Here is a 23,527-nt window from a genome sequence, read left to right on the forward strand (position 1 = left end):
AGCACTTGACTGCATCACGCACGCATCGTCAGTCTGACGTCATGCGGCCTGATCCCCTTCTGTACGGACGTGTCCACGTGGACCTCCTGCGCACCGCGAGCGCGCGCTGTCCGGGCGCTTGAGCAGCGACGACAGCAGTACCGCTCCGGTTCGTACACCACAGCAGAAGGACACGTTCATGACCGTCTCGTCCGACCTCGCGGCACCCCAGCTGGCCTCTCCCGAACTGCTGCGCTCGGTCTTCCGGCGGCACGCGGCGGGAGTCGCCGTGATCACCGCGCAGGGCCCGCACGCTGGCCCGGTCGGCTTCACCGCCACCTCCCTCACCTCCGTCGCCGCCGAACCGCCCCTGGTCTCCTTCGGGGTGGGCACCGGCAGTTCCAGCTGGCCCGTCCTCGCGGAGGCGGAGTACGTCGGCATCCACATACTCGGCGAGGACCAGCACGAGCTGGCCGCCACCTTCGCGCGCAGCGGCGCCGACCGCTTCGCCGCTCCCACCTCGTGGCACACCGGCCCCCAGGGTGTGCCGGTCCTCGACGGCGTGCTCGCCTGGCTGGTCGGCCGGGTCGTGGCGCGGGTGCCCGCGGGGGACCACCGGATCGTGCTGGCCGAGGCCGTCGTCGGGGATCCGACGGGGCCGGGCCGGCCGTTGCTGTACCACCAGGGAAGCTTCACCGCCCTACGTGACTGACACCCCGTCCGGCGGCCCCGACACGCCAGGTCGGGGCCGTTGGCAAGGTCACAGTTCAACGCGCTTGCCATCGGGGAAATGCATAGGTGTACTGGCGAGTAATATTTCGGTCGGCGCGGGGACGCGCACCCGACCGGGAGCCGCCCCAACAGGCGCCTATGCTGCCAGCACAAGGCAGTTGTGAAGCGACGAAGCAGGTAGGAGAGCCGGCGTGAGCCTGAGGATCGTTGTCTGTGTGAAGTACGTGCCCGACGCCACCGGCGACCGGCACTTCGCCGAGGACCTGACCGTCGACCGCGACGACGTGGACGGTCTGCTCTCGGAGCTGGATGAGTACGCCGTCGAGCAGGCTCTCCAGATCAAGGAAGCGGCCGACGACGCCGAGATCACGGTGCTCACCGTCGGCCCCGAGGACGCCAACGACGCGCTCCGCAAGGCGCTGTCGATGGGCGCCGACAAGGGCGTGCACGTCGAGGACGACGACCTGCACGGCACCGACGCGGTGGGCACCTCCCTCGTGCTGGCCAAGGCCATCGAGAAGACCGGCTACGACCTGGTCGTCTGCGGTATGGCCTCCACCGACGGCACCATGGGCGTGCTGCCCGCGATGCTGGCCGAGCGCCTGGGCGTCCCGCAGGTCACCCAGCTCTCCGAGGTCTCCGTCGAGGACGGCGTCGTGAAGGGCCGTCGCGACGGCGACACCGCCACCGAGCAGCTCGAGGCGTCGCTGCCGGCCGTCGTGTCGGTCACCGACCAGTCCGGCGAGGCGCGTTACCCCTCCTTCAAGGGCATCATGGCCGCCAAGAAGAAGCCGGTGGAGTCCCTGGAGCTGGACGACCTGGACATCGACGCGGACGAGGTCGGTCTGGAGGGTGCCTGGACCAAGGTCGAGGACGCCACCGAGCGTCCGGCCCGTACGGCCGGCACGATCGTCAAGGACGAGGGCGAGGGTGCGAAGCAGCTCGCCGAGTTCCTCGCGGGCCAGAAGTTCATCTAAGGCCCTGGGGCCGGGGCGCGTCCCCGGCTCGGTCGCCCCTCAACCGCCGCATCTTTTCCCGCAGGAGTGCAATCCCATGGCTGAAGTCCTTGTCTTCGTCGACCACGTGGACGGTGCCGTCCGCAAGCCCACCCTCGAACTGCTGACCCTCGCCCGCCGCATCGGCGACCCGGTCGCCGTCTCCCTCGGCAACGGCGCGGCCGACACCGCGTCCGCGCTCGCCGAGCACGGCGCGGTCAAGGTCCTGACCGCGGACGCCCCGGAGTTCGGCGAGTACCTCGTCGCCCCGAAGGTGGACGCGCTGCAGGCCGCCTACGAGGCCGTCTCCCCGGCCGCCGTGCTGCTGCCGTCCTCCGCGGAGGGCAAGGAGATCGGTGCCCGCCTCGCGGTGCGCATCGGCTCCGGCATCATCACCGACGCCGTGGACCTGGAGGCCGGCGACGAGGGCCCGGTGGCCACCCAGTCGGTGTTCGCCGCCTCCTTCACCACCAAGTCCCGTGTCTCCAAGGGCACCCCGGTCATCACCGTCAAGCCCAACTCCGCCCCGGTGGAGCCCGCCGCGGCCGCCGGTACGGTCGAGGCGCTCGCGGTGACCGTGGCCGACTCCTCCAAGGGCACCAAGGTCGTCTCCCGCACCCCGCGTGAGTCCACCGGCCGTCCGGACCTGACCGAGGCCGCGATCGTGGTCTCCGGTGGCCGTGGCGTCAACGGTGCCGAGAACTTCCCGGTCATCGAGGCCCTCGCCGACTCGCTCGGCGCGGCCGTCGGCGCCTCGCGTGCCGCGGTGGACGCGGGCTGGTACCCGCACACCAACCAGGTCGGCCAGACCGGTAAGTCCGTGTCGCCGCAGCTCTACATCGCCGCCGGTATCTCCGGTGCGATCCAGCACCGCGCCGGCATGCAGACCTCGAAGACCATCGTGGCCATCAACAAGGACGAAGAGGCCCCGATCTTCGACCTGGTCGACTACGGCGTCGTCGGCGACCTCTTCAACGTCGTCCCCGCGCTGACCGACGAGGTCAAGACCCGCAAGGGCTGACCCGTCCCGCGACACCCCGCCGGGCCCCGTACGCGTACGCCGCGTACGGGGCCCGGCGTTTGGGAGGAAGGCGTGAACTGCGCGCAACGGCAAGATGGGTGTTGACCTGGCCAGACGGCGCGGATAGCTTCACTATGCGGAGTTTCGCTTCCATGAAGCGAAACTTGCCTAACTCTTAAGCGAATCTGGGATGGAAACGTCCCCCTATCGGGAGGGTGTCGAATGCCGCAGCAGGAGACCGTGGCCACGAGCCTTGCGAGCGCCGTACGCGAGGAGATCGGAGCCTCCCTGGCCGCGGTCGACGCGGACCTCGCGCGGCGCTACCCAGGGGATCCGGGCACCCGCCAGCCCGTCCACACGGTCTACGTCCCCGGTGACATCTTCGCCGCCGACACCATCCGCTCCTGGGGCGAGGCGGCGCGCACCGCGCTGGACGAGCACGCCCCGGACGCCGCGGCCCTCGCCTCCGTACTCGGCATCTCCGACGAGCTCGCCGGACCCGTGTACGACCGCGTACGGGCCAAGCTGGAGCGCGAGCCCATCGAGGACCTGCGCGTCGACTTCGAGGACGGCTACGGCGCACGCGCGGACGCCGAGGAGGACGAGGCCGCGGCCCGCGCCGCCGCGACGATCGCCGCCGCGTACCAGGACGGCACCGCGGCCCCGTACATGGGCATCCGCATGAAGTGCATGGAGGCCGCCGTCCGCGACCGCGGCATCCGCACCCTGGACATCTTCCTCACCGGCCTGATGCGGGCCGGCGGGCTGCCCGAGGGCCTCGTCCTCACCCTCCCCAAGGTCACCTACGCCGAGCAGGTCACGGCCATGGTCCGGCTGCTGGAGGCGTTCGAGAAGGAGCACGGCCTGGCCGCGGGCCGGATCGGCTTCGAGATCCAGATCGAGACCACCCAGTCGATCCTGGGCGCCGACGGCCGCGCCACCGTCGCCCGCATGATCGAGGCGGCCGAGGGCCGCGCCACCTCGCTGCACTACGGCACCTTCGACTACAGCGCCTCCTGCGGGGTCAGCGCCGCTCACCAGTCGCTCGACCACCCGGTGGCCGACCACGCGAAGGCGGTCATGCAGGTCGCGGCGGCCGGCACGGGGGTCCGGCTGTCCGACGGTTCCACCAACGTCCTGCCCGTCGGCTCCACCGAGCAGGTGCACGACGCCTGGCGTCTCCACCACGGCCTCGTACGCCGCTCCCTGGCCCGCGCGTACTACCAGGGCTGGGACATGCACCCGGCCCACCTGCCCACCCGGTACGCGGCCGTGTACGCCTTCTACCGCGAGGGCCTCGAAAAGGCCGCGGCGCGCCTCGCCGCGTACGTCGCCAAGGCCGGCGGCGCCGTGATGGACGAGCCCGCGACGGCCAAGGCGCTCAGCGGCTACCTGCTGCGCGGCCTGGACTGCGGCGCCGTCGACATCGCCGAGGTCGCCCGGCTCACCGGCCTCACCCGCGCGGACCTGGACGGCCTGGCGGGCCGGCCGACGCAGGCGGGCTGACCCGGGCGGGCCGACCCGGCGGGGTCAGTCCTGCAGAGCGGCCAGCGTGGCGGACAGGTCCGTGGCACCGGCCCGGTTGTACGGCAGCTTCGCCAGCACCCGGGCCATGCCGCAGGTGTCGGTGAGCGCCGAGAAGACCAGCCCGCCGGCGATACCGGCCGACAGCAGCCGGGCGGCGGGCCACCGCCGCCCGGCGACCAGGCCGGTCAGCACCAGCGATCCGGCGGCCAGTCGCACCTGACGCTCCATCGCCCAGACGGCACGCCCGCCCTCCGGGCGCAGCACGTCGAGTCCGTGCTGCACCCAGGCGTGGGTGCCGCCGGTCAGGGTGGCGGCCGTGATGCCCTGCTCGGCGAGGGCCGCGCATGCCTGCGCCGACCGGTTGCCGGAGGCGCAGACCATGAGCAGGCCGGCCCGCGACGCCGCGCTCCGCAGCGCGGGCACGGCCTCGCCGAGGCGGTCCAGGGGGATGTTGTGCGCGCCGGGCAGATGCCCGGTGGCGTACTCCCCGGGCGTCCGTACGTCGATCACGGTCAGTTCGTCGAGTCGCTCGCCGGCCTCATCGGTGGTGAGGGCGGTGGGGGTGGTGGCCATCAGGTTCGTTGCCTTTCGTGTGTCTCTTGTTTGTCGGGGCTGTCGGGGGGGCGGCCGCCCCGTCACGTCACCGCGTCGATCACCATGAACGCCGCGACCGCCAGCAGTACTCCGGCGAACGCCCGCTGCAGCACCGGCCCCGACGCCTTCGCGGCCAGCCGCTTGCCGTCCCAGGCGCCCAGCACGGCCGTGGCGGTGAACGGGGCGATGACCGCCCAGTCCAGCCCGCCCATGGTCGTACCGCGGGTGGCCAGGGAGGCCAGCGAGTTGGCCGAGATGACCAGCAGGCTGGTGCCCACGGCGGCCGGCATCTCGAAGGCCAGCACGGTGACCAGCGCGGGCACGGCGAGAAAACCCCCGCCGACGCCCAGCAGCCCCGTCAGCGCCCCCAGCCCGGCGCCGCTGCCCGCCGCCCTGGCCGGCCGTACCGACGGGGTTCCCCGTTCGGCGGCGTCCGGCCGCGCGCAGCGCAGCATCCGCAGGGCCGCCAACGCGGCGACGGCGGCGAAGGCGACCGTCAGCAGCCACTGCGGCAGGCGGGCCGCCGCCGCGCCGGCCAGCGCCGCCGGCAGCAGCCCGGCGGCCGCGAACAGCGCGCCGGCCCGCCACCGTACGTTGCCCGCGCGGGCATGGGCGTACAGGGCGGTGAGCGAGGTGGCGGTGACGATCAGGAGGCTCGCGGTGGTCGCCGCTGCCGGGGTGAAGCCGAGGAGGTAGATCAGCGCGGGGACGGCGAGCACGCTGCCCCCGCCGCCGAGTGCGCCGAGCGCCAGGCCGACCACCGCGCCGGCGACCAGGGCCAGGAGGAGTCCCGTCATCGAGCCGTATCGGTCCCCGGCCCGGGGAGCACGAGCCGAAGCCCGGCCGGCGCGGCCGCGTCGAACCGGTCGTCGACGGCGACGACGTCCCGCCCGGCCGCGTCCAGCAGGGACGCGGCGATCGCCGCCCGCATCCCGCCCGCGCAGTGCACCCACACCACGCCCGCCGGCACCTCTCCGACGCGGCCGCGCAGCTCGTGGATCGGGATGTGCAGCGAGCCCTCGACGTACCCGTCGGCGCGCTCGGAGTCACGCCGTACGTCCAGTACGACCAGGTCCTGACCGGCCGCGGCGCGTGCCAGGTCGGCGAAGGTGGCCCGCGGGAAGGAGCGCAGCTTCTCGCCCTCGCGCAGCCAGCTCTCCGGCGCGCCCGTGGCCGCTGCCGCCGGCCGGTCGATGCCCACCCGGGCCAGCTCCCGCTGCGCGTCGGCCAGCTGCCCGGGCGTCTCGGCCAGCAGCGTGACCGGCTTGCCCCAGGGGATCAGCCAGGCCAGATACGTGGCGAGCTTGCCCTCGCCCTCGAAGTTGAACGAACCGGCGAGGTGCCCTTCGGCGTACGCGACCCGGTTGCGCAGGTCCACCACCCACTCACCGGCCGCCAGCCGCCGCGCGAGCTGCTCGGCGTCGGCGGGCTCCGGCGGAGTGAGGTCGACGGGCGCGGGCCCTGCCGCGTTGGCCGGGCCCATGTGCGCGTAGTACGCCGGTACGTCCTCCAGACCGGCCAGCAGCTCCGCGACGAAGGTGTCCACGTCCTGGGTGAACGCGGCGTTGTTCCGCCGCTCCGCGCCGATCGTCGTGGTGTCCCCCTCGGCCTGCGCCGACGAACAGAAGCTGCCGAAGCCGTGCGTCGGCAGCACCGGGACCTCGTCGGCCAGCTCGTCGGCGAGGCGGTGCGCCGAGGCGTACTGGGCGCGGGCCAGCCGCTCGGTCAGCCGCGGCTCGACGAGGTCGGGCCGCCCGACCGTGCCGATCAGCAGCGAGCCGCCGGTGAACGCGGCCACGCCGCTGCCCGCGTCCGCCAGGACGTAGGAGGTGTGGTGCGGGGTGTGCCCGGGGGTCGCCACCGCCCGCAGGACCAGGCCCTCGTCGACCGTGACGGTGTCGCCGTCGGCGACCGGCGTGCGCGCGAAGGAGACCGCCGCTTCGGCCGGGACCAGGTAGCGGGCGCCGGATATTCGCGCAAGGTCCAGTCCGCCCGTGACGTAGTCGTTGTGCACATGGGTCTCCGCGACGTAGGCGATCCGGACCCCGCGCCGGGTGGCGGCCGCGAGGACCTGGTCGATGTCGCGTGGCGGGTCGATCACCACCGCGGCCGAGCGCCCGCCCGCCAGATAGCTGCGGTTGCCCAACCCCTCGAATTCCAGGGTGTCGACGAAAAACACGGCAGCGCCCCTTCCTTCCGTATCGAGAAATGTATACCCCTGTGCGTTTACCCCCGGGGGTATCGGTACCCACCATAACAGGAGGTACCCCCGGGGGTATTTCAAACGGTGTGAAGAGGCCGGGCGACGGCGGGGGGAAGCCGTTAGGCGGGGGGTGGCAGTTCGCCCGAGCCGCGGGGGATCAGGCGGGTGGGGATGACGCGCTGCTGCGGCGGCTCGTCGGCACCGTCCAGGCGGCGGAAGAGGAGGGACGCCGCGGTGCGGCCGAGGCGGGCCGCGTCCTGCGCGACGACGGTGATGCCGGGGCTGATCAGATCGGCCAGTTCGAAGTCGTCGAACCCGACCAGGGCGACCGGGCGCGGGCGGCCCGCCAGGACGCGTACGACGGTGACGGTGACGCGGTTGTTGCCCGAGAACAGCGCGGTGACCGGCGCCGGCCCGTCGAGCATCGCCTCGGCCGCCGACCGCACCCGCTCCGGCTCCGTCGACCCCAGCGCCACCCACGATTCGTCGACCGGCAGCCCCGCCTCGTCCATCGCCGCCCGGTAGCCGCGCAGCCGCTCCACGGCCGTATGGATGCGCGGCTGGTCGCCGATGAAGCCGATCCGGCGGTGGCCGTGTGCGATGAGATGGGCCACCGCGTCCCGCGCGCCGCCGAAGCTGTCGGAGAGTACGACGTCCGCTTCGATCTCCCCGGCCGGCCGGTCCACGAAGACCGTGGCGACGCCGGCCGCTATCTCCGGCTCCAGATAACGGTGGTCGGTGCCGGCCGGGATGATCACCAGGCCGTCCACCCGGCGGGCGCACAGCGCGAGCACCAGCTCCTGCTCGCGGGCCGGGTCCTCGGCACTGGAACCGTTGATCAGCAGCGCTCCGTGATCGCGCGCGACCTCCTCCACGGCCCGGTTCAGCGGCCCGTAGAAGGGGTCCGCGAGATCCTCCAGTACCAGCCCAATGCTGGCCGTGCGGCCCTTGCGCAGCACCCGCGCCGAGTCGTTGCGGCGGAAGCCGAGCGCGGTGATCGCCTCCTGCACGCGCCGCTCGGTGTCGGGCGTCACGCCCGGCTCGCCGTTGACCACACGGGAGACCGTCTTGAGGCCGACGCCGGCGCGCGCCGCGACGTCCTTCATCGTGGGCCGGGTGCCGTAGCGGGTGGTGCTGCGGGCGGTGTCGGTCACGGTGCGGCGGTCCTGTTCCCTGGGGTGGCGGCTGCCCGTTCTGATGTGGAGCTGGGCATATCTGGGCGTGGCGTCGAGCATAACGTCTGGACAACGTTGTCAATTCTGGCGAGACTGGCGTTCTGCACGCCGGGGCGTCCGCCCCGGGCCGCCCGCCGACCAGGAGATTCCACGCCGATGCAGACCGACCTCAACGCAGCCCTGGACATCGGCGGTACGAAGATCGCCGGGGCGCTGGTCGACGACCGGGGCCGGATGCTCGTACGGGCCACCCGCCCCACCCCCGCCCAGGAGGACGGCGCCGCCGTGATGCGCGCGGTGCACACGGTGCTCGACGAGCTGACTGCGGCGCCCGAGTGGTCCCGTACGTCCGTCGTCGGCATCGGCAGCGCCGGGCCGGTCGACGCGCAGACCGGCACCGTGAGCCCGGTCAACATCCCCGGCTGGCGCGACTTCCCGCTGGTCGCGGGCGTGCGCGAGCGGACCGGCGGGCTCCCCGTCGTACTGGTCGGGGACGGCGTGGCCATGACCGCGGCCGAACACTGGCAGGGCGCCGCTCGCGGCCACCGCAACGCGCTGTGCATGGTGGTCTCCACCGGCGTCGGCGGCGGCCTCGTCCTGAACGGCCGCCCGCACCCGGGCCCCACCGGCAACGCGGGCCACATCGGTCACATCAGCGTCGACCTCGACGGCGACCCCTGCCCCTGTGGCGGACGCGGCTGCGTCGAACGCATCGCCAGCGGCCCGAACATCGCCCGCCGCGCCCTCGCGGAGGGCTGGCAGCCGGGCCCGGACGGCGACGCGACCGCCGTCGGGGTGGCCGCGGCCGCCCGCGCCGGGGATCCTGTGGCGATCCGCTCGTTCGACCGCGCGGCACAGGCCCTGGCGGCCGGCATAGCGGCCACCGCCACCCTGGTCGAGATCGAGATCGTGGTGATCGGCGGGGGAGTGGCCGGCGCCGGCGAGGTCCTCTTCGCACCGCTCCGCCGCGCCCTGAAGCAGTACGCCACCCTCTCCTTCGTCCGCGGCATCAAGGTCGTACCGGCCCAGATGGGCACGGATGCGGGCGTGGTGGGCGCGGCGGCGGCCGCTCAGCAGTACCGGGCGGGCGCTTTGGCCGCGACGTCGGTGTGAATCCCTGACGTCCTGCCCCGGCGCGCCCCGCCCCGCCCTCTAGTCTGTTCCCGCCACCACGCACACGCGCGACGAGGGGGACGCACAAGGTGTCGACGGGGGAGCACGGCGAGTACGACGACCGGTACGGCGAGTACGACGAGAGCGCCGCGGGTGGCGCGGGTGGCGCGGATCCGACCGGGCGGCTGCTGGGCGGCCGGTACCGCGTCACCGGCCAACTGGGCCGCGGCGGCATGGGCGTGGTCTGCCGCGCGGTCGACGAGGTGCTGGGCCGCGAGGTCGCCGTCAAGGTGCTGCGGGCCTTCACCGACGCCTCGCCCGCCGAACTGGCCGACCTGCGCACACGGATGCAGCGCGAGGCGCGCGCCGCCGCCCGCATCCGGCACGCCGGCGTCGTCACCGTCCACGACGTGATCGACGAGGCCGGCCGGCCCGTCATCATCATGGAACTGATCGAGGGCCCCTCCCTCGACGACGTCATGAGGCAGCGAGGACCGCTGGACCCGGGGGAGGCCGCCGATATCGGCGCGCAGGTGATGGACGCGCTGGACGCCGCGCACCGGGCGGGCGTACTGCACCGGGACATCAAGCCCGGCAACATCCTGCTCGACCGCACCGGTCGCGTCGTGATCACCGACTTCGGCATCGCCAGCATCCAGGCCCCCGACGACGGCACGCGGACCCATCTCACCCGCAGCGGTCAACTCGTCGGCTCGCTGGACTACTTGCCGCCCGAGCGGGCCCAGGACCTGGCGCCCGGACCGGCCTCGGACATCTGGTCGCTCGGCATGACCCTGTACGCGGCGGTGGAGGGGGCGGCGCCCTTCCGTCGTACGTCGGTGTGGTCGACGCTCACCGCGATCGTCTCCGAGCCGCTCCCGGAACCGCGGCGCGCCGGCGCCCTGACGCCCGTACTCCACGCCCTGATGGCCAAGCACCCGGCCGCCCGCCCGTCGGCCGCGCAGGCCCGCGCCATGCTGCAGGCGGTGGCCGAGGGACGCGCTCCGGAGGCCGCTGACCCGCCCCGCTCCCCGACCGAGCGCGACGTACGGGCCGCCGGAAACACCCCGCCACCCGGCTTCGGCCCGGCCCCCGCCCCGGAGGCCGGCCGCCGTCGCCGCCGGGGACCGCTGCTCGCCGCCGCGGTGGCCGCGGTACTACTGACCGCGGGCGCAGCCACGTACGCCCTGCTCACCCCGCACGAGCGCCCCACCGCCACCCCGGACAGCCGCGGCCACGACACGGCGCGTCCCAGCGAACCCGGCCCCTCGGCCTCCTCCGCGGCCTCCTCCCCGGCCCCGTGCGCGTCCGCCGGCGGAGGCAAATACCACTGCGAAGTCTGGCGCCCCGCCGACTCCTACACGAAGAACTTCGACCGGGCCGGCACGCTGAACGCCGGTACCAGCTACTTCTATTGTCAAGCTGACCTCGGCCGCCGCGAGACCTACGACCGGTGGACCAACGTCTGGTGGGCCAGGACCGACGACGACAGCGGCAATACCGGCGTTTACGTCAGCGTCGTCTACCTCAAGGGCGGCGACAACGACCAGCCGGTACCGGGCCTCCCCACCTGCTGACGCCCGCCGTTATGGGAACGAGTCCGCCGTTACCGGAATGCGGCCGTCGTTACGGGAACGAGTCCGCAAGCCCTCTTGCCGCAACCCCCGCCCGCCCCGACGCTCCCCTCAAGCAAGCACATTCTGAAGCATGCGAGAGGCGGTGCCCCATGACGAACGCGCAAATGTGGGCCCTGATCATCGGATTCGTCTCCCCCCTTCTGATATCGGTCGTCAACCGGCCCCAGTGGAGCAGCGCCGCCCGTTCCTTCGTGCAAATGGCCGTCTCGGTCCTCGTCGGCCTCGGCAGCGCCTATTTCGCCGGTGACTTCGCGGGCAAGGACGTCATCAGCAGCATCCTGATCGCCTCCGTATCCGCCATCAGCGCCTACAAGGGCATCTTCAAGCCCACCGGCGCCTCTCCCGCCCTGGAGCGCCTCACCTCACCGACTCCCCGCGCCTGACCGCGCCGGGCGGTGGCCTCCGGCGCGAGGGGTTGACAGCGACGCCTGCCGGCCCCGCGGGAGCGCCCGTACGTGGCGCGTTTCCGTGGCAGGGTGTTGCGGGCAACTCACAGGGGTCTAGGGATGAGGGGGAACCGTGATCGTCTGGCTGAACGGCGCGTTCGGTGCGGGCAAGTCCACAGCGGCACAGGAACTCTTGGACCTGCTCCCCGGGAGCACGCTCTACGATCCCGAACTGGTCGGCCGTGGACTGAAGGAGATGCTTCCGGCCAAGCGGCTGGACGATGTCGAGGACTACCAGGACCTGCCGTCCTGGCGCAGACTCGTCGTCGACGCGGCCGCCGCGCTGCTCACGGAAGTACCGGGTCCGCTGATCACGCCGATGACGCTGCTGCGGCAGGAGTACCGGGACGAGATCTTCGGCGCGCTGGCCGCACGCCGTATCCCGGTGCGACACATGCTGCTGCATGCGGAGGAAACGATCCTTCGGGAGCGGATCGCGCTGCGGGACGAGCCCGTACTGGAGCAGTCCCTGCAGCCCCTGCAGGACGGGTCTGTGCCGGAAGAGCCGGTACGCGAGCGCAGTCTGGCCCACCTGGAGCCCTACCAGCAGGCGCTGGACTGGATCCGTGGCGACGCGCACGTCATCGACACCTCGGACCTCGGGCCGCGGCAGACGGCCGAGCGCATCGCCGAGGCCGTACGGACCGGCGGCGGCGCCTGCGACATCGTCCAGACGCCCGAACCGACCGCCGAGACCCTGGCCGCCGGTGTACTGCTCTTCGATGAGGAGGACCGGGTACTGCTGGTGGACCCGACGTACAAACCCGGCTGGGAATTTCCCGGTGGAGTCGTGGAACCGGGCGAGCCGCCGGCCCGGGCCGGCGTACGGGAAGTGGCCGAGGAACTGGACATCCGGCTCCCCACGATGCCGCGCCTGCTGGTGCTCGACTGGGAGGCACCGGTCCCGCCCGGATTCGGCGGGCTGCGGCTGCTGTTCGACGGCGGGCGGCTGCCCGACGAGCAGATACGGGACCTGCTGCTGCCGGGCTCGGAGCTGCGCGACTGGCGGTTCGTCACTGAGGACGAGGCCGAGTCGATGCTGCCGCCCGTGCGCTGGAACCGTCTCCGGTGGGCCCTGCGCGCCCGCGCACAGGGACGCCCGCTCTATCTGGAGGCGGGCGTTCCTGTGGGCTGAGGCCCCAGGCGGCGACTGCCGGCGGGCATAAGGGCCGAGCCAAGGCCCTTATGCCCCTAAGCCCCCGCCTTGCTCCCCGCGTACCGCTGCAGGAACAGGGCCTCGGCCAGCGACAGCCGCTCCAGCTCCTCCGGGGACACGCTCTCGTTCACCGCGTGGATCTGCGCCTCCGGCTCGCTCAGCCCGATGAGCAGGATCTCCGCCTCCGGGTACAGCGCGCCGAGCGTGTTGCACAGCGGGATGGAGCCGCCCATGCCGGCGGACTGCATCTCGGTACCGTCGTACGCCTCGCGCAGCGCCGCCGCCATCGACTCGTACGCCGGGCTGCTGAGGTCGGCGCTGAACGGCTGGCCCTGGCCGACCTGCTCGACCGTGACGCGGGCGCCCCAGGGCGCGGCCGACTCCAGGTGCGCGGTGAGCAGCTTGGTGGCCTCGGCGGCGTCCTGGCCCGGCGGCACCCGCAGGCTGACCTGCGCCCGCGCGCTCGCCTGTACCGACGGGGTCGCGCCGACGACCGGCGGGCAGTCGATGCCGATGACGGTGACGGCCGGGCGGGCCCAGATGCGGTCGGCGACGCTGCCGGAGCCGATCAGCTCCACGCCGTCGAGCACCTTGGCGTCCTTGCGGAACTCCTCCTCGTCGTACTGGAGGCCCTCCCACGTACCGTCCGCCGCCAGCCCCTCGACCGTCGTGGAGCCGTCCTCCGCGCGCAGCGAGTCCAGGATGCGGATCAGCGCGGCGAGGGCGTCGGGCGCGGCGCCGCCGAACTGTCCCGAGTGCAGATTGCCCGCCAGCGTGTCCACCTGGACGCGCAGCATCGTCATGCCGCGCAGCGAGGCGGTGACGGTGGGCAGGCCGACGCGGAAGTTGCCGGTGTCGCCGATGACGATGGCGTCGGCGGTCAGGAGGTCGGGGTGGGCCTCGGCGTACCGCTCCAGGCCGCCGGTGCCCTGCTCCTCGGAGCCCTCGACGATCACCTTGACGCTGACCGGTACGCCGCCGTGCTCCTTGAGCGCGCGCAGCGCCGTCAGGTGCATGATCAGGCCGCCCTTGCAGTCGGCGGTGCCGCGGCCGTACCAGCGGCCGTCGCGCTCGGTCAGCTCGAAGGGCGGGCTCAGCCAGGCGCTCTCGTCCAGCGGCGGCTGCACGTCGTAGTGCGCGTACAGCAGGACGGTGGGGGCGCCGGCCGGGCCGGGCAGGAAGCCGTAGACGGACTCGGTGCCGTCCGGCGTCTCCAGTACGGCGACGTCCTCGAAGCCCTCGGCCCGCAGCGCACCCGTTATCCACCGGGCCGCGGCCTCGCACTCGCTCTTCGGGAACTGCGCGGGGTCGGCGACCGACTTGAAGGCCACCAGCTCGGTCAGTTCGGCCCTGGCGCGGGACTGCAGCGCGGCGACGGTGGTGGCGAGCGGGCTGTCAGGCATGGGAACGCTCCTTTTGGGCGCGACGTTGTCCTGTCGGGACGGTGTCCGCGGAGGCCCGCCGGGGCCGTGCTCCGCCGTGTTCCCAGGGAGGAGTCGGGGTGCCGGGGCGGCGCGGATCCCGTCCGGTAAGCGTGCGTACGTGACGCGTCCGTGCGTAGGGGATGGTGCCTCCGATCTTCCCACAGGCACCTCCGCGATCAGCGAGCCGTAGGATGCGGGCGGTACGCGCACGGCACGGGCGGTACGCGCAAAGGTGCGGGCGGTACGGCAGCCAGGGATCCATGCCAGGGATTCGTACCAGGGATCGATCGGGAGTAGCAGCACAGGTGAGCAGCGAGAGCGCAGACCAGGACGGCCGGATGGTGTGGGACGTGGTGGTGGTCGGCGCGGGGCCTGCGGGCGCCTCGGCGGCCTATGCCGCGGCCTGCACGGGACGCCGCGTACTCCTCCTGGAGAAGGCCGAACTTCCCCGGTACAAGACCTGCGGCGGTGGCATCATCGGCCCCTCGCGCGACGCGCTGCCGCCCGGCTTCGAGCTGCCGCTGCGGGACCGCGTGCACGCCGTGACGTTCTCCCTGAACGGCAAGCTGACGCGGACGCGCCGCTCCCGGCAGATCCTCTTCGGACTCATCAACCGCCCCGAGTTCGACGCCCAGCTCGTCGAGTCCGCGCAGAAGGCGGGCGCCGAGCTGCGTACGGGCGTCACGGTCAGCCGCGTCGAGCAGCACGGCAGCGCCGTTCCCGACCGCCGTACGGTTGCTGTCGTGCTGAGCGGCGGCGAGACGGTGCTCGCGCGCGCCGTGGTCGGCGCGGACGGCAGCGCGAGCCGGATAGGCGCGCACGTCGGGGTCAAGCTCGACCAGGTCGACCTCGGTCTGGAGGCGGAGATCCCGGTGCCGCCGACGGTCGCCGAGGACTGGGCGGGGCGGGTGCTCATCGACTGGGGGCCGATCCCGGGCAGTTACGGCTGGGTCTTCCCCAAGGGGGACACACTGACCGTCGGTGTGATCTCCGCGCGCGGCGAGGGCGCGGCCACCAAGCGGTACCTGGAGGACTTCATCGCGCGGCTCGGGCTCGCCGGCTTCGAGCCTTCGATCTCGTCCGGGCATCTGACGCGCTGCCGGGCCGAGGACTCGCCGCTGTCGCGGGGGCGCGTGATGGTCTGCGGTGACGCGGCCGGGCTGCTGGAGCCGTGGACGCGCGAGGGCATCTCCTTCGCCCTGCGGTCGGGCCGGCTCGCGGGGGAGTGGGCGGTACGGGTTGCCGAGGCGCACGACGCGGTGGACGCGCGCCGCCAGGCGCTCAACTACGCCTTTGCGATCAAGGCGGGGCTGGGCGTCGAGATGGGCGTGGGCCGCCGGATGCTCGCGGTCTTCTCCCGCCGCCCGGGCCTGCTGCACGCCACGATCACGGGCTTCCGCCCGGCGTGGAACGCCTTCACGAAGATCACCCGCGGCACGACCACCCTTGCGGAGCTGGTACGCACTCACCCGCTGGCCCATCGGGCGCTTTCGGCGCTGGATCGGTGAGGGGTCGGATCGGAGGCTGGGATCGGTGAGGGCTGGTACGGGGGCTGCTGCTCGCGATGAGGGATGAGTGGCTGGTGGTCGTGGGATCGGCCGGAGCTGGTGGTCGGCAGTCGGTAGTCGGTCGATGAGCGGCTGGTGGGTGGTGTGCGGTCAGGGGATCGCTCGGTCTCGGATGGGGTGATTGGGGGCAGTCGGTTGGGGTGATGGGGGATCACTCGGTCGGGCTGCTTGGGCGGCAGTCGGTCGGGGTGGTCGGGGATCAGTCGGTCGGGGTGATGCGGAAGACCGGGTGGTGCGGGGCGGCGGCGAGCAGGGCGTCGTCGGCCGACCGGGCGGTGACCTCGCCGAAGTACTGCTTCACCTCCCAGCCCCAGCGCTCCAGATACGCCCGCAGGATCGCGGGCGTTTCGGCGGGCGGGACCTCCACGGCCGTGAACGCGCGGGTCCTGCGCCCCACCCGCAACTGCCCGCCGCCGGCCGCGCGCAGATTACGTACCCACTCGCCGTTGCCACGCGCCGAGACGAGGTACTGAGCGCCTTCGAAGGCCAGCGGATTCACCGGCACCCGCCGCCACTCACCGCTCTTCCGCCCCCGAACGGCGAGATCCGCACTCCCGGCCAGACTGATCCCCCGCCGGGCCAGCCAGCCGACGACGGCATTGAGCCGGGCGCCGAGCCGGCCGGGCTTGAGGTAGCGCGGGGTTGCTTGCGGGTGCGGGTGCGGCTGGGGCTGCGGGAGCTGTTGCGGCTGCTGAGCGTCGTTCATGTGCGTCTTGTTCGTGCGCGCCTTGTTCGTGGGTGTCTCGTTCGTGGGTGTCTCGTTCATGAGTGATCCCCTTGTCCGGGAGGGCGGGCGGCGTCGCGCCACGCGACGAGAGCACTGCTCTCGTTCGTGAGCAGTGTGCACGGTTCCGGCACGCCATGGCAAGAGCACTGCTCTCGTTTCTATGCACTGCTCTTGTTCCTGGTCGGTGTTCGCGAACATGGCACACTGCTCCACATGACTGCGATCAAGGGCGCCAGGGAGCGGGCCCGCGGCGAGATCACCGCTGCGATCAAGGACGAGGCCCGCAAGCAGCTCGCCGCCGAAGGCGCCGCGAAGCTCTCGCTGCGCGCCGTGGCCCGGGAGCTCGGCATGGTCTCCTCGGCCCTCTACCGTTACTTTCCGAGCCGCGACGACCTGCTGACGGCCCTGATCCTCGACGCGTACAACGCCGTGGGGCAGGCCGCCGAGACCGCGCTCGCCGCGGCGGACGCACGGCGCGGCCGACGGGGCGGTGCGGCCGCGGCGACGCCGGCTGCCCGCTGGACCGCCGTGTGCCGCGCCGTACGGGAGTGGGCGCTGGCCCACCCGCACGAGTACGCGCTGATCTACGGCTCACCCGTTCCGGGCTACCGCGCACCCGAGACCACCGCCGAGCCCGCCGGCCGGGTGGCGCGGGCGCTCATCGAGGTCGTGCGGGACGCCTACGCGGCAGGCGCGCTGCGCGAGCCCGACGATCCGCTGCCGGACGCCGTGGTCGGGGACATGCTGACGCTGGTCGCGGAGCAGGGCGTGGAGCTGCCCGCCGGCGTCGCGGCCCGGCTGGTCGGCGCCTGGGCGCAGCTCTTCGGGCTGGTGGGTTTTGAGCTCTTCGGGCAGTTCAACCGGGTGATCGAGGCGCGGGAGGAGTTCTTCGAGCAGGCGGTACTGCAACTCGCCCGGTCGGTCGGACTCCCCACACCTGCTCGCTGACCCGCCGGGCCCACCGTGCGCCGGCCCACGGACCCGCACTCCCCACAGATCCGCACTCTTCGCTGATCCGTACTCCCCACGGAGTACCGGCCGCCACCACGCTCGGGGGACGCCCTGGGCGCATGGGGCGGGCTAGCGTGGCGGCATGGACAACGGACGGCCGTCGTGGGTGCGGCGCTGCCTCGGATGGCTCGCATCCGCGCGCGGGCGCTGGTCCGTGACTCCTGGCGGTGAGCGATCGCCGGACGCGTGGCCCGGCGGCGCCACCTTGCGGCGCATGCCCTGGCGTTCGACCGTGCTGATCGCCGTGCTCGTGCAGGTCGGTACGCGCTTTGCCGCGCACGAGCAGCCCGACCGGGCGGCCCTGGACGGCGTTGCGGAGTTTCTGCTGCTCGCGGGCTCCCTCCTGCTGCTCCTGCGTCATCGTTTCCCGCGCGTCGTCGCGTTCGGTGCCGCGATCGCCGCGCTGCTCTACCTCGGTGGCGGGTATCCGTACGGTCCGGTCTTCCTGTTCGTGGCGATCGGGTGCCTCGCCGCTGTCGTGGCGGGGCGGCGCGTCGCGGCGTGGAGCGCGGTGGGGCTGCTGTGGGCCGGGCACCTGCTCGTCACGCACTGGCTGTACCGATGGCTGCCACCGGCCGCCGACGAGGCCGCGCCGTGGGGGCAGGAGCTGATCGTCGCCGGCTGGGCGGTGGCGATCGTCGCCGCGTCCGAACTGGGCCGTGTACGCCGCGAACAGCTCGCGCACGCCCGGGCCGAGCGCGCGGCGGCGGAGCGGCGCCGGGCTGACGAGGAACGTCTGCGGATCGCGCGGGAGCTGCACGACGTCCTCGCGCACAGCCTCTCGGTCATCAACGTGCAGGCCGGCGTCGGGCTCGCCCTGCTGGACGACGACCCCGAGCAGGCCCGTACGGCCCTGACGACGATCAAGGGAGCCAGCAAGGAGGCGCTCGGCGAGGTCCGGCAGGTGCTCGACACGCTGCGCGCGCAGGGGCGGGCGCCCAGGTCGCCGGCGCCCGGACTGGCCCGGCTGCCCGAGCTGACCGAGCAGGCGAAGAGCGCGGGACTGGACGTGGCCGTGTCGGTCGAGGGCCGGGTGTCCGGGCTGCCGCCGGGCGCGGACCTCGCGGCGTTCCGTATCGTCCAGGAAGCGCTGACGAACATCGTCCGCCACTCCGGGGCCCGCAGCGCACGCGTGCACCTGGGACGGGCGGCGGACGCCCTGCGTCTGCGTATCGACGACGACGGGCCGGCCACGGCAGAGGGATCGCCCGGCGGCGGGAACGGCCTGGTCGGCATGCGCGAACGCGCCGCCGCGCTCGGCGGCGAGGTCCAGGCGGGCCCGCGCGCGGACGGCGGCTTCACCGTGCGCGCCACGATCCCGCTGCGGGGGAGCAGTGGTACCGGCCGGGCGGACGGGGCGGCCGGCGGGCAGAACGGCGGGACGGCGGCCCGTGCGGCGGGCGATGACAACGAGGAGAGCGCGTGATCCGGGTACTGCTCGCTGACGATCAGGTCTTGGTGCGGGCCGGCTTCCGGGCGCTGCTGGACGCCCAGCCGGACATCGAGGTGGTCGGTGAGGCCGCCGACGGGGAGGAGGCGCTGACGGCCGTACGGGAGCGGCGGCCCGATGTCGTCCTCATGGACATCCGGATGCCGGTCGTGGACGGGCTCGCCGCCACCCGGCGGATCACCGGCGACGAGCGGCTGGCCGGAGTGAAGGTGGTCATGCTGACCACCTTCGAGCTGGATGAGTACGTGTTCGAGGCGATCCGCTCGGGCGCCTCCGGGTTCCTCGTGAAGGACACCGAGCCGGACGAACTGCTGCGTGCCGTACGTGCCGTGGTCGCCGGTGATGCGCTGCTGTCCCCGGGGGTGACCCGGCGGCTGATCGCAGAGTTCGCCGCGCGGTCGAAGGAGCCGGCCGCGGCGGAGGGGCTGGCCCAACTGACCGAGCGGGAGCGGGAGGTGATGGCGCTGGTCGGCATCGGGCTGTCCAACGAGGAGATCGCGCGCCGGCTCGTCGTCAGTCCGCTCACGGCCAAGACGCACGTCAGCCGCACGATGGTGAAGCTCGGGGCCCGGGACCGGGCCCAACTGGTCGTGCTGGCCTACGAGTCGGGGATCGTGCGCCCCGGCTGGCTGGGCTGACGCCAGCGCCACAGGACCCGCACCACCCGGTGGGTGAAGGCCGCGCCGCCGACCAGTGCCGCCCCCATGAGCCAGGAGCCGCGCCAGGAGGCGGGCAGCATGTCCCAGAGGGCGGGCGCCGCGCAGATCAGGAAGGCGAGGGCGCCTACGAGCGCACCGGTCACCACGGCGAACACGATCTCGACGGTGACGGCGTCCCGTTGGGCCGGCGAGCGGGTCGGAGACGCTGTACGACTCTGTCATGCGCACGGGATTGCCGCTGCCCTCCGGCCGCTCATAGGCTGAGCGCTTCCGGCCGGTCACCGGCCGGAACCAGCGCATGCACGGCAGTGGCGCACGCCTCGTGCCGCAGCTACTCGCGCCGGAAGAGCCGGAAGAACTGGTGCCGGGAGAAGGCGAGCGGTCATGAGGCAGTGGGACGTTGCCGTGCGGTCGGGTGCGCGGCTCGGTGAGGGGCCGACGTGGGACGCCGCGCACGCGCGGCTGATCTGGGTGGACATCCTCACCTGTCGGGTGCACACGTACGACCCGGCCACCGGACGCCGCACGGTCATGGTCACCGAACAGCACGTGGGCGCCGCGAAGCCGCGCGCAGCAGGCGGTCTGGTCGTCAACCTCCGGGACGGGGTGGGCCTCTACGACGCGGCCGGGAAGTTCTCCTGGCTGGCCCACGAGGCGGTGCCGGGGCGGCGCGGAAACGACGCGGCCGTGGCGCCCGACGGCGCGCTGTGGGCCGGGACCATGCCGTACGACGAGGCGCCGGGCGGCGGCACGCTGTCCCGCGTCGCCCCGGACGGCGGCACGGTGCGGGTGCTCTCGGACGTCACGGTCAGCAACGGCATCGGCTGGAGCCCGGACGGGCGGCTGATGTACTACATCGACACTCCGACCCGGCGGATCGACGTCTTCGACGTGGGCGCGGCAAACGGGGACGCCGCGGGCCAGTTCGCGCACAGCCGGCGTCCCTACGTGGAGATCGAGCAGGGCACCGGCTTCCCGGACGGGCTGTGCGTGGACGCGGAGGGCTGCGTCTGGGTGGCGCTGTGGGACGGCGGGCAGGTGCGCCGTTACACGCCCGAGGGCGCCCTCGACCGTACGGTCGAACTGCCCGTCCGGCGCCCGACCGCCTGTGCCTTCGGCGGCCGTGACCTCACCGACCTCTACATCACCACGGCTCAGGAGGACACGCCGCAGCATCCGCTGGAGGGCTCGGTGCTCGTCGTCCCGGGCGCGGGCCAGGGGCTCGACCAGCCGGCCTTCGCGGGCTGAGGACCGCGGCCGTCCGCGACCCGCACGGGACCTGCGGGCCGGTCGCCGGCGGCCCGCGGCCGCGGTCAGATCGCGAACAGCTCCTGCCAGAGCCGGGGGAAGGAACCGTCGCCGCCCAGCGTCACCGTCACCGCCTCCGAACTCTGCCACGGCAGGCGGTTCCACAGCATCGCGTAGAGGTCCGCCGCGGGTCCTTCGAGCACGCAGTCCGGCGCGGAGCCGGTCGCGGAGCCCGCCGCGCCGTCCTCGTCCCCGGTCGCCGTCTCGCGCTCCGTACGAGGCGGCGCGTCCGAAAAGTGCACCCGCCAGGCGGCGTTGCCCGTGCCGGCGGCGCCGGGCGCGTCCGTGGTGCGTATATACAACTCCTTCTCGGGCGTCGTGCGCGCGCGGGCGCGGTCGCTCGCGAGGAAGCCCGTCAGCAGCTCGTCGATGCCGTCCGCGGCGAACGCGGGATCGACGGCGGAGAAGCCGGCACCGAGCGCCGCTTCGGCGTCGATGCGGTGTATCGCCGTCTCATGGGCCTGCCGGCGGGCCCAGAACTCCAGCGGCGAAGAAGCGGGCAGGAAGGTCCAGCAAGCCAGGTCGGCCGGGGCCGCCGCCAGCGCCGCGACCAGGGCGGCATGGCCCTCGCGCACCCATTCCACCAGCGCCGTGCCGTCCAGGTCGGGCGCCTCGGGCGGCCGCACGCGCCCGTCCGTCGCGCCCGTGACATATCCCGTCGCCCAGCGGTGGACGCGGCCGATGTGCAGGAGCAGGTCGCGGACCTGCCAGTCGGGACAGGACGGGACCGAGGCGTCGGGGCCGGCCTTGTCCGCGGCGTCCGCCAGCAACCGGCCGTCCCTGCGGAGCATTTCGACGAATTCAGTGATCTCCATGCCACCGAGTGTCCCAGCCGCCACTGACAATGGCCTTGGGCGCGGCCGGCCGACCGCGCAGACTGCGGTGGACCAGACCCAGCAGCAGCGCGTTGACCAGCGCCGCGAGGCCGATGGTGGCGATCGAATACCAGGCCGGAGCGCCCGCGTCGCTCCACATCGCATCCCCCGCGAACCACAGCGGGAAAAGGGTCGGGGAGGTGAGCAGCGCGGCCCAGACGCCGGACATCGAGGCATCCGGATGATCGACGAAGAGCGAGTCGACGACGGCGAAGATCACCGCCGCCGCGACCAGGGCCAGGTAGATGCGGGAGACGGGATTGCCGAACGTCAGCCGCGCCGCGTCGCGCAGCCAGGGAGCCGTGTGCACCCGCTCCCGGGACGTCTCGGAGTCGCGGTGCCGGAGTATCGCCTTCATGTGTCCCCCCAGGGGCGGTCCATGTGCAGATGCAGAGGTACGTGTCCAGTCGTACGTGCTCCGGGTGGGACGGACATCCGTGTTCGTACTCACATACGGGGGTCCGTACTCAAGTATCGAGCCGGAACCGTGGGCTGTCAGTGCGTGATTCCGGCCGCGTGGGCGTCGGGCCGCCCGGGCGCCCCCGGGGCGAGCGGGTGGGTGGCCGTACACGGTGCGGGCGCGGGGGTAGCGTCTCGGTGTGCGGCGCGCGACCGGCGGATTTCCGGTAGGCGGCGGGCCGTGTTTTGTTCATACCGGATACAAAGTCAGAATGGACGGCGTGACCCACACTCGGACGACCAGGCTGGAGCGGGGCCGCGGCGCGCTCGGGCCCGCGCTGGAGCTCGTACACACCGGGCGCGCGCCGACGCGTGCCGTGCTGACCTCCGAACTCGGCGTGACGCGCGCGACGGCCGGTGCGGTGGCCGCCGAGCTCGAAGCGCTCGGCCTCATCACCGTCGACGCGCACCCGACCGCCGCCGCCGGCACCCAGGGACGCCCCTCGCACCGGCTGTTCATCGCCGACCAGGGGCCCGTCGTGCTGGCCGTACAGATCCACGCCGACGGCTACCGGGTCGCGCTGGTGGGTCTCGGTGGCCGGATCGTGGCCACCACGTCAGGATGCGGCACCATCCCCGCCGACCCGGCGCGCATCCTGTCCGAGGCCGTACGCGCCGGCTCCGCGCTGCTGCGCGACTCCGGGCGGCAGTGCCTGGGGGCCGGGCTCGCCGTGCCCTCCGCGGTCGCCGAGCCGGACGGTGAGGCGCTCAACCCGCTGCACCTCGCCTGGCCCGCCGGCGCCCCCGTACGGGCGCTGTTCCTCCAGGCGCTGGCCGACGCCAAGGTGCCGGGCGTCACCGAGCACGTCGGCTTCAGCGGCAACGATGTCAACCTCACGGCCCTCGCCGAACACCGCCACGGGGCCGGACGCGGTGCCCGTGACCTGCTGTGCGTGGCCTCCGGCCACCGTGGCGTCGGCGGCGCGCTGGTGCTGGACGGCCGGTTGCACAGCGGAAGTTCGGGCCTGGCTCTGGAGGTCGGGCACCTCACCGTCAACCCGGAGGGCGCCCCCTGCCACTGCGGCAGCCGCGGCTGTCTCGACGTCGAGGCGGACCCGCTCGCCTTCCTCGGAGCCGCGGGCCGTACGCCGGGCCCCGAAGGCTCGCTGCTCAAGCAGGCGACGGATCTGCTGCGCGAGGAGTACGCGGACGACTCCGTACGGGCCGCCGGCGAGCTGCTGATCGACCGGCTCGGCCTCGGTATCGCGGGACTCGTCAACATCCTGAACCCCGACCGCATCATCCTCGGGGGGCTGCACCGGGCGCTTCTGGAGGCCGACCCGGAGCGGCTGCGGGCCGTCGTGGCGGACCGCAGCCTCTGGGGGCGCAGCGGCGGCGTACCGATACTGCCCTGCACTCTGGACCACAACGCCCTGGTGGGCGCGGCCGAGCTGGCCTGGCAGCCGGTGCTGGACGACCCGTTGATCGTCCTCGAGGGCGAGCACGCCGGCTGACGCGCCCGAGGGGG

24 protein-coding genes are annotated in these 23,527 nt (G+C 73.1%); 15 read left to right on the plus strand and 9 right to left on the minus strand.

Annotation, left to right across the window (positions count from 1 at the left end; all coding sequences use genetic code 11):
• The first annotated feature begins 41 nt into the window (after window positions 1–41).
• From IG84_RS42960 to IG84_RS0120940, 5 genes are all read left to right on the plus strand, one after another.
• Window positions 42–122 carry a putative leader peptide gene (locus IG84_RS42960; RefSeq protein WP_382467491.1) on the plus strand — a complete coding sequence of 27 codons (81 nt, stop codon included), beginning with the start codon at window positions 42–44 and terminating at the stop codon, window positions 120–122.
• 56 nt (window positions 123–178) lie between these two features.
• A complete protein-coding gene (locus IG84_RS0120925; RefSeq protein ID WP_031059339.1) occupies window positions 179–691 on the plus strand; it encodes a flavin reductase family protein in 513 nt (170 codons plus the stop codon).
• A 211-nt stretch (window positions 692–902) separates the two neighbouring features.
• The gene (locus IG84_RS0120930; RefSeq protein WP_031059341.1) at window positions 903–1,688 is read left to right on the plus strand and encodes an electron transfer flavoprotein subunit beta/FixA family protein; all 786 of its coding nucleotides are present in this window, start codon (window positions 903–905) and stop codon (window positions 1,686–1,688) included.
• Between the two features lie 76 nt (window positions 1,689–1,764).
• On the plus strand, window positions 1,765–2,727 hold the full coding sequence (locus IG84_RS0120935; RefSeq protein WP_031059342.1) for an electron transfer flavoprotein subunit alpha/FixB family protein: 963 nt from the start codon (window positions 1,765–1,767) through the stop codon (window positions 2,725–2,727).
• Window positions 2,728–2,949: 222 nt separating this feature from the next.
• Entirely contained in the window at window positions 2,950–4,233 is a 1,284-nt protein-coding gene (locus tag IG84_RS0120940) for a DUF6986 family protein (RefSeq protein WP_031059344.1), read from the plus strand.
• Between the two features lie 24 nt (window positions 4,234–4,257).
• Here IG84_RS0120940 and IG84_RS0120945 read toward each other — a convergent pair whose 3' ends face one another.
• The 4 genes from IG84_RS0120945 to IG84_RS0120960 form a co-directional block, all read right to left on the minus strand.
• Window positions 4,258–4,827: a rhodanese-like domain-containing protein gene (locus IG84_RS0120945; RefSeq protein ID WP_031059346.1), complete on the minus strand. Its 570-nt coding sequence runs from the start codon at window positions 4,825–4,827 to the stop codon at window positions 4,258–4,260.
• 62 nt (window positions 4,828–4,889) lie between these two features.
• A complete protein-coding gene (locus IG84_RS0120950) occupies window positions 4,890–5,645 on the minus strand; it encodes a sulfite exporter TauE/SafE family protein (protein WP_031059348.1) in 756 nt (251 codons plus the stop codon).
• Window positions 5,642–7,027 carry an MBL fold metallo-hydrolase gene (locus IG84_RS0120955; protein WP_031059351.1) on the minus strand — a complete coding sequence of 462 codons (1,386 nt, stop codon included), beginning with the start codon at window positions 7,025–7,027 and terminating at the stop codon, window positions 5,642–5,644. The genes IG84_RS0120950 and IG84_RS0120955 overlap by 4 nt, the downstream gene beginning before the upstream one ends.
• A gap of 143 nt (window positions 7,028–7,170) precedes the next feature.
• Window positions 7,171–8,205, minus strand: a complete 1,035-nt coding sequence (locus IG84_RS0120960) for a LacI family DNA-binding transcriptional regulator (protein ID WP_031059353.1) — start codon at window positions 8,203–8,205, stop codon at window positions 7,171–7,173.
• A gap of 177 nt (window positions 8,206–8,382) precedes the next feature.
• On the opposite strand from IG84_RS0120960, the gene IG84_RS0120965 reads away from it, so the two are divergent.
• From IG84_RS0120965 to IG84_RS0120980, 4 genes are all read left to right on the plus strand, one after another.
• On the plus strand, window positions 8,383–9,339 hold the full coding sequence (locus IG84_RS0120965) for an ROK family protein (protein WP_031059355.1): 957 nt from the start codon (window positions 8,383–8,385) through the stop codon (window positions 9,337–9,339).
• An 89-nt stretch (window positions 9,340–9,428) separates the two neighbouring features.
• Window positions 9,429–10,916 (plus strand): serine/threonine-protein kinase, encoded by a 1,488-nt coding sequence (locus IG84_RS0120970; RefSeq protein WP_382467479.1) that lies wholly within the window; start codon window positions 9,429–9,431, stop codon window positions 10,914–10,916.
• Window positions 10,917–11,065: 149 nt separating this feature from the next.
• Window positions 11,066–11,359, plus strand: coding sequence for a hypothetical protein (locus IG84_RS0120975; protein WP_157848924.1), 294 nt, complete (start codon window positions 11,066–11,068; stop codon window positions 11,357–11,359).
• A gap of 136 nt (window positions 11,360–11,495) precedes the next feature.
• On the plus strand, window positions 11,496–12,557 hold the full coding sequence (locus IG84_RS0120980) for an NUDIX hydrolase (protein WP_031059362.1): 1,062 nt from the start codon (window positions 11,496–11,498) through the stop codon (window positions 12,555–12,557).
• A 56-nt stretch (window positions 12,558–12,613) separates the two neighbouring features.
• Here IG84_RS0120980 and IG84_RS0120985 read toward each other — a convergent pair whose 3' ends face one another.
• Window positions 12,614–13,981, minus strand: coding sequence for a dipeptidase (locus IG84_RS0120985; protein WP_031059364.1), 1,368 nt, complete (start codon window positions 13,979–13,981; stop codon window positions 12,614–12,616).
• A 359-nt stretch (window positions 13,982–14,340) separates the two neighbouring features.
• Between IG84_RS0120985 and IG84_RS0120990 the strand changes: the two genes are divergently transcribed.
• Window positions 14,341–15,510 carry a geranylgeranyl reductase family protein gene (locus tag IG84_RS0120990; RefSeq protein ID WP_382467490.1) on the plus strand — a complete coding sequence of 390 codons (1,170 nt, stop codon included), beginning with the start codon at window positions 14,341–14,343 and terminating at the stop codon, window positions 15,508–15,510.
• Between the two features lie 259 nt (window positions 15,511–15,769).
• Here IG84_RS0120990 and IG84_RS0120995 read toward each other — a convergent pair whose 3' ends face one another.
• On the minus strand, window positions 15,770–16,276 hold the full coding sequence (locus IG84_RS0120995; protein WP_037800697.1) for a nitroreductase family deazaflavin-dependent oxidoreductase: 507 nt from the start codon (window positions 16,274–16,276) through the stop codon (window positions 15,770–15,772).
• 234 nt (window positions 16,277–16,510) lie between these two features.
• Between IG84_RS0120995 and IG84_RS0121000 the strand changes: the two genes are divergently transcribed.
• The 3 genes from IG84_RS0121000 to IG84_RS0121010 all read left to right on the plus strand — a co-directional run bounded on the left by IG84_RS0121000 (window position 16,511) and on the right by IG84_RS0121010 (window position 19,396).
• A complete protein-coding gene (locus IG84_RS0121000) occupies window positions 16,511–17,245 on the plus strand; it encodes a TetR/AcrR family transcriptional regulator (RefSeq protein ID WP_031059370.1) in 735 nt (244 codons plus the stop codon).
• 145 nt (window positions 17,246–17,390) lie between these two features.
• On the plus strand, window positions 17,391–18,734 hold the full coding sequence (locus IG84_RS0121005; protein ID WP_078649121.1) for a sensor histidine kinase: 1,344 nt from the start codon (window positions 17,391–17,393) through the stop codon (window positions 18,732–18,734).
• Window positions 18,731–19,396 (plus strand): response regulator, encoded by a 666-nt coding sequence (locus IG84_RS0121010; RefSeq protein WP_031059372.1) that lies wholly within the window; start codon window positions 18,731–18,733, stop codon window positions 19,394–19,396. Before IG84_RS0121005 ends, IG84_RS0121010 begins: the two co-directional genes overlap by 4 nt.
• Here the strand turns inward: IG84_RS0121010 and IG84_RS0121015 are convergent.
• Window positions 19,357–19,572: a DUF6332 family protein gene (locus IG84_RS0121015; protein WP_051862105.1), complete on the minus strand. Its 216-nt coding sequence runs from the start codon at window positions 19,570–19,572 to the stop codon at window positions 19,357–19,359. The two genes, IG84_RS0121010 and IG84_RS0121015, sit on opposite strands and share 40 nt — an antisense overlap.
• Before the next feature lie 229 nt (window positions 19,573–19,801).
• Here IG84_RS0121015 and IG84_RS0121020 point away from each other — a divergent pair, with 229 nt between their 5' ends.
• A complete protein-coding gene (locus tag IG84_RS0121020) occupies window positions 19,802–20,665 on the plus strand; it encodes an SMP-30/gluconolactonase/LRE family protein (protein ID WP_031059377.1) in 864 nt (287 codons plus the stop codon).
• Between the two features lie 65 nt (window positions 20,666–20,730).
• Here IG84_RS0121020 and IG84_RS0121025 read toward each other — a convergent pair whose 3' ends face one another.
• Both IG84_RS0121025 and IG84_RS0121030 read right to left on the minus strand, forming a co-directional pair.
• The gene (locus tag IG84_RS0121025) at window positions 20,731–21,540 is read right to left on the minus strand and encodes a maleylpyruvate isomerase family mycothiol-dependent enzyme (protein ID WP_031059380.1); all 810 of its coding nucleotides are present in this window, start codon (window positions 21,538–21,540) and stop codon (window positions 20,731–20,733) included.
• Window positions 21,527–21,958, minus strand: a complete 432-nt coding sequence (locus tag IG84_RS0121030; protein ID WP_245659467.1) for an SCO4225 family membrane protein — start codon at window positions 21,956–21,958, stop codon at window positions 21,527–21,529. The genes IG84_RS0121025 and IG84_RS0121030 overlap by 14 nt, the downstream gene beginning before the upstream one ends.
• Window positions 21,959–22,280: 322 nt before the next feature.
• Here IG84_RS0121030 and IG84_RS0121035 point away from each other — a divergent pair, with 322 nt between their 5' ends.
• Entirely contained in the window at window positions 22,281–23,513 is a 1,233-nt protein-coding gene (locus IG84_RS0121035; RefSeq protein WP_037800699.1) for an ROK family protein, read from the plus strand.
• Window positions 23,514–23,527: the final 14 nt, after the last annotated feature.

The sequence above is a fragment of the Streptomyces ochraceiscleroticus genome (genome assembly GCF_000720485.1).
GTDB classification, from domain to species: domain Bacteria; phylum Actinomycetota; class Actinomycetes; order Streptomycetales; family Streptomycetaceae; genus Streptomyces; species Streptomyces ochraceiscleroticus.